The sequence below is a fragment of the Streptomyces sp. NPDC004561 genome (assembly GCF_053602155.1).
Genome location: NZ_JBSGDB010000386.1, coordinates 1 through 8,417, shown reverse-complemented (window position 1 = coordinate 8,417; position 8,417 = coordinate 1). Strand labels below are relative to the sequence as shown.

The 8,417-nt window shown below is 72.7% G+C and carries 9 protein-coding genes; 1 reads left to right on the top strand and 8 read right to left on the bottom strand.

Annotated features, from left to right (window positions below; translation table 11 throughout):
• Positions 1 to 79: 79 nt before the first annotated feature.
• The 3 genes from ACWEN3_RS35025 to ACWEN3_RS35015 all read right to left on the bottom strand — a co-directional run bounded on the left by ACWEN3_RS35025 (position 80) and on the right by ACWEN3_RS35015 (position 2,973).
• Positions 80 to 577: a cupin domain-containing protein gene (locus tag ACWEN3_RS35025; protein WP_452979313.1), complete on the bottom strand. Its 498-nt coding sequence runs from the start codon at positions 575 to 577 to the stop codon at positions 80 to 82.
• 117 nt (positions 578 to 694) lie between these two features.
• Positions 695 to 1,912 carry a cytochrome P450 gene (locus tag ACWEN3_RS35020; protein WP_452979309.1) on the bottom strand — a complete coding sequence of 406 codons (1,218 nt, stop codon included), beginning with the start codon at positions 1,910 to 1,912 and terminating at the stop codon, positions 695 to 697.
• A complete protein-coding gene (locus ACWEN3_RS35015) occupies positions 1,912 to 2,973 on the bottom strand; it encodes a type III polyketide synthase (RefSeq protein WP_452979306.1) in 1,062 nt (353 codons plus the stop codon). Before ACWEN3_RS35015 ends, ACWEN3_RS35020 begins: the two co-directional genes overlap by 1 nt.
• Before the next feature lie 531 nt (positions 2,974 to 3,504).
• On the opposite strand from ACWEN3_RS35015, the gene ACWEN3_RS35010 reads away from it, so the two are divergent.
• Complete coding sequence (locus ACWEN3_RS35010; RefSeq protein WP_452979303.1) at positions 3,505 to 3,822, top strand: hypothetical protein; 318 nt, start codon at positions 3,505 to 3,507, stop codon at positions 3,820 to 3,822.
• On the opposite strand, the gene ACWEN3_RS35005 is transcribed toward ACWEN3_RS35010, so the two are convergent.
• The 5 genes from ACWEN3_RS35005 to ACWEN3_RS34985 form a co-directional block, all read right to left on the bottom strand.
• Entirely contained in the window at positions 3,819 to 4,052 is a 234-nt protein-coding gene (locus ACWEN3_RS35005; protein ID WP_386580618.1) for a DUF6213 family protein, read from the bottom strand. The two genes, ACWEN3_RS35010 and ACWEN3_RS35005, sit on opposite strands and share 4 nt — an antisense overlap.
• 26 nt (positions 4,053 to 4,078) lie before the next feature.
• On the bottom strand, positions 4,079 to 5,464 hold the full coding sequence (locus ACWEN3_RS35000) for an NADP-dependent succinic semialdehyde dehydrogenase (protein ID WP_452979300.1): 1,386 nt from the start codon (positions 5,462 to 5,464) through the stop codon (positions 4,079 to 4,081).
• A gap of 75 nt (positions 5,465 to 5,539) precedes the next feature.
• Complete coding sequence (locus ACWEN3_RS34995) at positions 5,540 to 6,013, bottom strand: NUDIX domain-containing protein (protein WP_452979296.1); 474 nt, start codon at positions 6,011 to 6,013, stop codon at positions 5,540 to 5,542.
• On the bottom strand, positions 6,010 to 7,548 hold the full coding sequence (locus ACWEN3_RS34990) for an ATP-dependent DNA ligase (RefSeq protein ID WP_452979294.1): 1,539 nt from the start codon (positions 7,546 to 7,548) through the stop codon (positions 6,010 to 6,012). Before ACWEN3_RS34990 ends, ACWEN3_RS34995 begins: the two co-directional genes overlap by 4 nt.
• 29 nt (positions 7,549 to 7,577) lie before the next feature.
• Positions 7,578 to 8,417, bottom strand: an 840-nt coding sequence (locus ACWEN3_RS34985; RefSeq protein WP_452979292.1) for an NAD(P)/FAD-dependent oxidoreductase, incomplete at its 5' end; no start/stop codon positions are given.

Genomic DNA, 8,417 nt, shown 5'->3' with positions numbered 1-8,417 from the left:
CCGGGCCGCCCGCCCCGCGACGACCTCGGCCTCGACGACCCGGCCTGGATCCTGTACACCTCACGCGCTCCGCGAGGCGTCATCTGTGCCTGAGCGGGGTCAGCTGCTGGATGTCGTACTTCGCCCTCAGCGCCTCGATGGCCTCCTGGTCGGGTGGGCCGCCGTCGCCGAGGATCTCCAGCAGCTCCTCGAAGTAGCGCTCGTGGTCCGGGGGCGGGCTCGCCTGGAAGAACATCTTCGCGGGCGTGTCCGTCGGGTTCGCGAACGCGTGCGGGCATCCCGGGGGCACGACGATGACCGTGCCCGGGGTCGCCCGGACCACCCTGCCGCCCGAACTCGACTCCCATCTCTGCCAGTTGTCGGGGGTGCGGATACGGGGCTCGAAGGCGAGCACGTCCAGCTCGCCCTCGAGGAGGTAGAAGAGCTCCTCGCTGCGGGTGTGCACATGGGCGCCGACGTCGAAGCCCGGCGGCACCTCCACCTCGAAGGTGGAGGCCATCCGCGAGTGGGCGCCGGTGACCTTGAACGTCACCCGCTGGGCGGGCGTCCTGACCACCCGGCCGTGGCCCGGTGGCACCAGCAGCCCGTCGACCGGTGTCTCTTCCTGGAGCGGCGGATCCGCCTGGACCGGGGCCACGCCCCGTGCCGCGGGCCCTTCCGGTACCGCCAGCCCTTCGGTCGTCGTCATCGTCGCTCACCACGTCACGGGCAGCGCCTCGGGACCGCGGATCAACGCGCCCTTCTTGAAGGGCACCTGCTCCGGCGGTACCGCCAGCCTGAGGCCCGGTATCCGGTCGAGGAGCGCGTCGACCAGCAGCTGAGACTCCAGCCGGGCGAGCTGTCCGCCCGGGCAGTAGTGCGGGCCGAAGCCGAACGACACATGCGGGTTGGGGCTGCGGGCGAAGTCGACCGTCTCCGGGTCCGGGAAGAACTCCGGGTCGCGGTTGGCGGCCAGGTACGACACGTAGACCGGATCGCCCGCACAGATGCGCACGCCTCTGATCTCCACGTCCTCCAGGGCGATCCGCGACAGGCCGACCGCGTTGCGGTGCGGGATGTACCGCAGCAGCTCGTCGATCGCCCTGGGACGGATCTCCGGCTCGGACCGCAGCCGGTCGGCCAGCTCGGGGCGGGTCAGCAGCAGGTAGAACATCTGCCCGCTGTTGTTGGTGACCGCCTCGCCGCCGATCTGGAGGAGGACGGCGAGGCCGACGGCCTCCGCCAGGGTGATCTCGCCCCGGCCCACGGCGGAGCCGAGCAGTGAGGTGACGTCCTCGGCCGTGCTGTTCTCGCGCAGGCGGATGAGGCCTGAGAAGTACGCGCTCATGTCGCGCTTGGCCTTCTCGCTGACCTCCCTGCCGTGCGCGGAGGACAGGATCAGCTGCGTCCAGATGTGCATGTCGTGCCGGTCGCCGGCCGGCACGCCCATCAGTTCGCAGATCACCGCGATCGGGAACGGGCCGAGCACCGCGCTGGTCAGGTCGGCGGGCGGGCCGTCCTGGAGGAGTTCCTCGACCAGTTCCGCCAGCATGCCGCGCGCCTTCTCGCGCACCCGCTCCACGCCCTTGGCCGTGAAGGCGGGGGCGACCGAGCGGCGCAGCCGGGTGTGGTCGGGCGGGTCGAGGAAGCCGACCGCGCCCCGGTCCGGGATGAAGTGCGGGGCGAGCCGGGTGACCGGCTGGTCCATGACCGCCTCCCGGCTGAACCGGGCGTCGTTGGCCACCATGCGCACGTCGTCGTAGCGGGTGATCAGCCACGCCCAGTCCTCGCCGTTGGGCAGCTGGATACGGCTCACCGGGCCCTCGTGCATCAACTCGGTCAGCACCGGGTCGAAGTCCGTCCCGCGCAGGTCGAGCGCCGGCCACTGCCGGACGGGCGGCACGGTGCCGGTGAGCGTCGTCTCCTCGGTCATCACGCGTCCCCGTCCGCGTTGATCCAGCGGCCCACCGTCATCTCGGCGGTGATGCCGGGACCGAACCCCGCGAGCAGTCCGCGCGCCCGGTCCTGGGCGCCGCCCTCGTCGAACAGCCGGCGCAGCGCGTCCAGCACGACGGCGCTGGCGATGTTGCCGTACTCGGTGAGCGTGGACCGGCTGAACCGGAAGGCGTGCGGGTCGACCTCCAGGAACTTGCTGAGGTCGTCGAGTATTCGGGGCCCGCCCGCGTGGATGATGTAGAAGTCCAGGTCGGACGCGTCCCAGCCGTGCAGCCCCGCCAGGTCCTTCAGCGCCGGGGCGAGCGGCTCCATGGTGGTGGGCACCCGCTTGTCCAGCAGGAAGTGGAAGCCGGTCGCCCGGACGTCGTACGCGATCCACTCCTCGGTCTTCGGGATCAGGTAGGAGCCGTTGCGCTCCAGCCGGACGCCGGTGCCGCCGCTGCCGCGCACCACGGCCGCGGCGATGCCGTCGCCGAACAGGCCGTTGGAGAGCAGCGAGCCGACGCCGAGGTCGGTGGGCTGGTAGCACAGCGAGCAGAACTCGCAGGCCACGATGAGCGCGTTGGCGTTCGGGTAGGCCGAGCAGAAGTCGTGGGCCCGGTTGATCGCCGCACCGCCGGCCGCGCAGCCCAGCTGGGCGATGGGCAGCTGGCGGGTGGTGCTGTCGAAGTCCATCTCGTTGATCAGCCAGGCCGTGAGCGAGGGCATCATGAAGCCCGTGCACGACACGTAGATGATCACATCGATGTCGGTGGTGAGGAGCTCGGCGTCGTCCAGCGCACGCTGGATCACCGCCGGGACCCGGGCCTTGGCCTCGGACTCGTAGAGCTTGTTGCGCTCCTCGAAGCCCGGGTGCTTCAGGGTCTCCTCGATGGGCTGCACGATGTGCCGGGTCTTCACGCCGGTGTTCTCGATCAGGCGCAGGGCGAGCGCCAGTTGGGGGTGGTCCTCGTGGCGGGAGCGCGCCAGCTCCAGCGTCTCCTCCATCGTGATCACGTGCTCCGGGACCGATACCGAGGGTCTGCACAAAGTCGCCATGAACCGTCCCTGCTTTCCGCGTTCGGGGGCCTTCGCCCACCGGCCAGAAGGTGGTTCACCTCAGGAGGTGCTGCACCAACCGTCACCCGTGAGGGCGACGATCTCGCGTTGGGTTACTCCGAATCGGGGACCCCGTGTCAGGCTCGAAGGGCGACTTTTGGCGTCGGACGAGGGAAAACACCATGACGACTGTTACGGCGAAGGACCTGCTGGGGACGGCCGTCGGCGCCCTCGCCCCCGACCCGGCGGCCAACCCCGTCGTGCCGCTCGCCGAACGCGGCGAGGCGCCCCTGGAGACGCCGGCGGCCCTGGCTCTGGAGCAGCGGTGGGTGATTCCCGCCGACCGGGCGGCCTTCCGGCATCTGGCGGCGCGCGCCGAGCCCGGGTCCGCCGCCTTCTTCGCGGCCCTGGCGGCGGGGGAGGAGGCGGCGGCGGGGCGCCTCACCGCGTTCGCACAGGCGTGTGGTGTCACGGACGAGCGATCGCGGACGTACGTGCCCCGGACCGGGCTGCCAGGCCTGCCCGGCGTACGTGGCCTGGCTCGCCCTCAACGCGTCGCCGCCGGACGCCGTCGCGGCCCTGACGGCCAACTTCTCCGCATGGGGCGGCTGTTGCGGCCGCATCGCCGCCGGCCTGCGCACGCACTACGGCTTCGCGGACGACGCCTGCGCCTTCTTCGACCTCTTCGCCGGGCCGTCCCCCGACCTGGACTCCCTGGCGACGGCGGCGGTACAGGCCGCCCTGGACGCCGGCTCACCGGACACGGACCTCGCACACACCTACGGAAGCCTTCTGCAGGCGTACGAGGCGATGTTCCGGACCGAGCTGGTCCCGCCCGCCCAGGACTAGGGCGCCCCGCTGCTGTGCGCGATGCACGCCACGTCGATACGGTCCGCCAGCTTGGCGAGCTCGATGGTCAGGGCGGCGACCGTGTCCTCGTCCAGCCCCTGCTCCCCGGCCTCGACAAGATGCAGCCAACGCCCGCCCACGGTCCGCAACAACTTGCTCACATCGGCCGCAGCAACCTGCAGGGCACCGCGGTCGTCGACGATCAGAGGCAGGGTCACTTCGCGGTTCACAAAAGGGGATGGTAGCCGCGCACCGCTCACGCACTCTGCCAAACCGTGGTGATGTTGCAGAACTCCCGGATTCCGTGCCCGGACAGCTCACGCCCGTACCCCGACCGCTTCACGCCGCCGAACGGGAACGCCGGATGCGAGGCGGTCATCCCGTTGACGAACACGGACCCGGCCTCCAGGTCCCGGGCGAACCGCTCGATCTCGCTCTCCTCCCGCGTCCACACGTTCGAACTCAGTCCGAACGGCGTGTCGTTGGCGATGAGCAGCGCCTCGTCCAGGTCCCCGGCCCGGTACAGCGTGGCCACCGGCCCGAACGCCTCCTCCCGGTGGATGCGCATCTCCCGGGTGATCCCGGCGAGCACGGTCGGCGGGTAGAACCAGCCCGGCCCGTCCGGGCGCCGCCCGCCGCACAGGACCTCGGCCCCGGAGCGCCTCGCGTCGTCGACCAGCTCCTCCAGGTCCCCCCGCCCCTGCTCGCTGGAGAGCGGCCCGACCTCGGTGTCCTCCTCCAGCGGGTCGCCGACCCTGAGCGCCCTCATGCCCGCGACGAACCGCTCCGCGAAGGCGTCGTAGACATCGGTGTGCACGATGAACCGCTTGGCGGCGATGCACGACTGGCCGTTGTTCTGCACCCGCGCGGTCACCGCGACCTCGGCCGCCCGGTCGAGGTCGGCGGACGGCATGACCACGTACGGGTCGCTGCCGCCCAGTTCCAGCACCGTCTTCTTGATCATCTCGCCGGAGGTGGAGGCGACCGCGCGGCCGGCCGGCTCGCTGCCCGTCAGCGTCGCCGCCTTCACCCGCTCGTCGCGCAGGATGTCGTCCACCGCGCCCGAGCCGATCAGCAGCGTCTGGAAGCAGCCCTCCGCGAAGCCCGCCCGGTGGAACAGGTCCTCCAGGTACAGGGCGGTCTGGGGGACGTTGGAGGCGTGCTTGAGCAGGCCCACGTTGCCGGCCATCAGCGCGGGCGCGGCGAACCGGATCACCTGCCACAGCGGGAAGTTCCAGGGCATCACCGCGAGGACGGGCCCGAGCGGCCGGTAGCGGACCCGCACCCGGGAGGCGCCGGAGTCCGTCACGTCGGACTCGGCGGGCTCCTCGTCGGCCAGCAGCCCCTCGGCGCGGTCGGCGTACCAGCGCATCGCCCTGGCGCACTTCGCGGCCTCGGCCCGCGCCTGTTTGACGGGCTTGCCCATCTCGGTGGTCATGACCCGGCCGATCTCCCGCTGGTCCTCGTCCAGCAGGTCGGCGGCCTTGTTCAGCAGGCGGGCGCGCTCGGCGAACGTGGTGGTCCGGTACGTGCGGAACGTGGCCTCGGCGAGCTGGAGCCGGCGTTCCAGCTCCTCCTCGCCCATGGGCTCGTACGTCTTGAGCGTCTCGCCGTTCGCCGGGTTCACCGTGGCGATGGGCATGGCTGACCTCCCTGGGAGCGGGCTTGCTTCGACCTTCGCGCGCGGCGGGGCAAGGCGCAACGCGAAGGCCCCTGGTCAGCCCGAGTGCTCCGCCAGCCGGTCGAGAAACGTGGCCTGCGCCGTGATGATCACCGCTCGCGCCCGGTCCAGCCGGAGCCACTCCACCCGGTCCAGCTCCGGGAACTCCTGCACCCGGCCGGACCTCGGGGGCCACTCCATGGCGAAGGTGCCGGGCACGAAGGCCGTGAGGTCCGGGTCCGCCTCGACGGCCCACGCCGTGACGATCTTGCCGTTGCGCTGGGCCACCTCGCCCAGGGGTACGGCCTCCCCGTCGGGCGGCGCCAGCCCCAGCTCCTCCCGGAACTCCCGCCGGGCCGCCTCCCAGGCCGGCTCGCCGGGTTCGTACTCGCCCTTCGGGACGGTCCACGCCCCCGTGTCCTTCTTCGCCCAGAGGGGGCCGCCCATGTGGCCGAGCAGAACCTCGATTCCCTCATCGGTGTGCCGGAACAACAGCAGTCCCGCGCTGCGCTTCGTCGCCCGCACCGTCACGGCTTGACCTCCGGGTGGGCCGCCAGCAGGGCCTCCACCGTATCGGCCTCCTCGGGCCGCTTGTCCTCGCGGTAGCGGATCACCCGGGCGAAGCGCAGGGTGACGCCGGCCGGGTAGCGGGTCGAGCGCTGGAGTCCGTCGTAGGCGATCTCCACGACGAGTTCGGGGCGGACCCTGACCCCCCAGCCGGTGTCCTCGACCGCCAGTTCCCGAAGCCTCTCGGTCTGCCAGGCGAGCATCGCGTCCGTCATGCCCTTGAAGGTCTTGCCGAGCATCGCGAAGCCGCCGTCCTCCTCGCGGGCGCCGAGATGGAGGTTGGAGAGCCGGCCGGTGCGCCGGCCGTGGCCCCACTCGGCGGCCAGGACCACCAGGTCGAGGGTGTGGACGGGCTTGACCTTCAGCCAGGAGGCGCCGCGCCGGCCCGCGCTGTAGGGCGCGTCCAGCGCCTTCACCACGACGCCCTCGTGGCCCCGGGCCAGGGTGTCGGCGAGGAACCGCTCCGCCTCGGGGACGTCCTGCGGCCCGGCGGCCACCGTGCGCCGCACCCGCATCGGCTCGGGCACCAGCCGTTCCAGCTCCGCGTGCCGGTCGGCGAACGGCAGGTCGAGCAGGTCGCGGCCGTCGACCGCGAGTACGTCGAAGAAGACCGGGGAGACCGGGACCTCCCCGGCGGCCCTCGCCACATCCGTCCGGGAGCCGACCCGGCCGGCCGTCTCCTGGAAGGACCGGGGCCGGCCGGTGGCGTCGAAGGAGATCACCTCGCCGTCCAGGATGAAGCGCTCGCCCCGCAACTCCAGTGCGGCGGCGGTCACTTCGGGCAGCCGGCCGGCGATGTCGTCCAGCGTGCGGGTGTGCACGCGGACCGTGTCGCCGTCCCGGTGGACCTGGACCCGGATGCCGTCCAGCTTCTCCTCCACCGCGCAGGCGCCCAGCTTCTCCACCGCCTCGGCGACGGAGGAGGCGCTGTGCGCCAGCATCGGCAGCACCGGCCGGCCGACGGTGAGCCGGAACCGGTCGAGGGAGCCCGGCCCCTCGCCGAGCAGGGCCTGGGCGACCGTCTGCAGCGACCCCGAGAGCATCACCGCCCGCCGCACGTCGGCCGGGTCCGCGCCGGTCGCCCGGGCGAGGCCCTCCACCGCGACCGCGTCCAGCGCGCCCTGGCGTACCTCGCCGGTCAGCAGACCGAGCAGGAAGCGCTGCTCCTCCTCGGTGGCCGCGCCCATCAGCTCACCGACCAGCCGGGCGCGCTCCGCCTGCGACCCCGGCCCCGACACCTTGCCCAGCTCGCCGAGCAGGGCGTCCACCTCGTGGACCGTCAGCGTGGGTTCGGCGGCGGGCGGCACCCGGCGGCTCAGCACCTTCCAGCCGACGCCGAGCCGGCCCTGCGGCAGCCGTCCGGCCAGGTAGGGGATGACGATCGGCACGTCGTCCGCCGCCGCCTCCCGGAACAGCTCCGCGAGCAGGTCGGTCTTGCGGGACCGGGCCGCCGTGGCGGCGACCTCCCGGGACACCTCGGCAAGCCGGGTCAGCAGCATGCCCCCAGGGTGCACCGCGGGCGTGCGGTCTACACCCGGGCGGCCGCGTCGAGATCGGCGAGCAGCAGCTCCCCGTTGATCGCCGCGCCGGCGCGGTACCCCCGGCTGACCGCGTTCACCACCTGCTCGGCGAACCCGCTCGCGTTGCCCGCCGCCCACAGCCCGGGCACGCTCGTCAGGCCCCGTTCGTCGATCACCGGGTAGCTGCCGAAGGGCGTCTCGCGCATCTCGGCGCCGAGCCGGAGCAGCAGGTCGTTGCGGGGGACGGCGCGCGGGGCGGCGTACAGCACCTCACGGTCGTGGACGGTGCCGTCCCCGAGCCGCACCCCGGTGAGCCGGTCGCCGCTGACGACGAGTTCCGCCACCTCGCCGGGCACCACCGCGACCCCCGCGGCGGCCAGCCGGCGCAGGTCCTCGTCGGCCAGCTCCGACTCCCGCACCCGGTGCAGGAAGAACCGCACGTCCTTCGTCCACTGGGTGACCATGAGCGCCTGGTGCACGCTCAGCGGGGAGGTCCCCAGCACTCCGGTCGGCAGATCGCGGACCTCCCAGCCGTGGCAGTACGGGCAGTGCACCACGTCCCGGCCGAACCGCTCGGCGAGGCCGGGGACCGGCGGGAGCTCGTCCTTCAGGCCGGTGGCGACCACCAGCTGCCGGGCCCCCGCGGTGCGCCCGCTCGCGAGCGAGACGGTGAAGCCCCCGGCGCCGGAGGCCCTGGCCGCGTCCACCACCCGGTCCCGGACCAGCTCCACCCCGTACCGGGCGATCTCCTCCCGGCCGGCGGCCAGGAACTCGGCGGGGGACATGCCGTCCCGGGTCAGGAAGCCCTGCATGTGCGCGGACGGCGCGTTGCGCGGCTCGCCGGCGTC

What these genes read in the sequence shown, in the direction of transcription:
- ACWEN3_RS35000 (WP_452979300.1), bottom strand. Translation starts at nt 5,464, where the DNA reads ATGCCCATCGCCACGGTGAACCCGGCGAACGGCGAGACGCTCAAGACG.
- ACWEN3_RS35020 (WP_452979309.1), bottom strand. Translation starts at nt 1,912, where the DNA reads ATGACCGAGGAGACGACGCTCACCGGCACCGTGCCGCCCGTCCGGCAG.
- ACWEN3_RS34990 (WP_452979294.1), bottom strand. Translation starts at nt 7,548, where the DNA reads ATGCTGCTGACCCGGCTTGCCGAGGTGTCCCGGGAGGTCGCCGCCACG.
- ACWEN3_RS35015 (WP_452979306.1), bottom strand. Translation starts at nt 2,973, where the DNA reads ATGGCGACTTTGTGCAGACCCTCGGTATCGGTCCCGGAGCACGTGATC.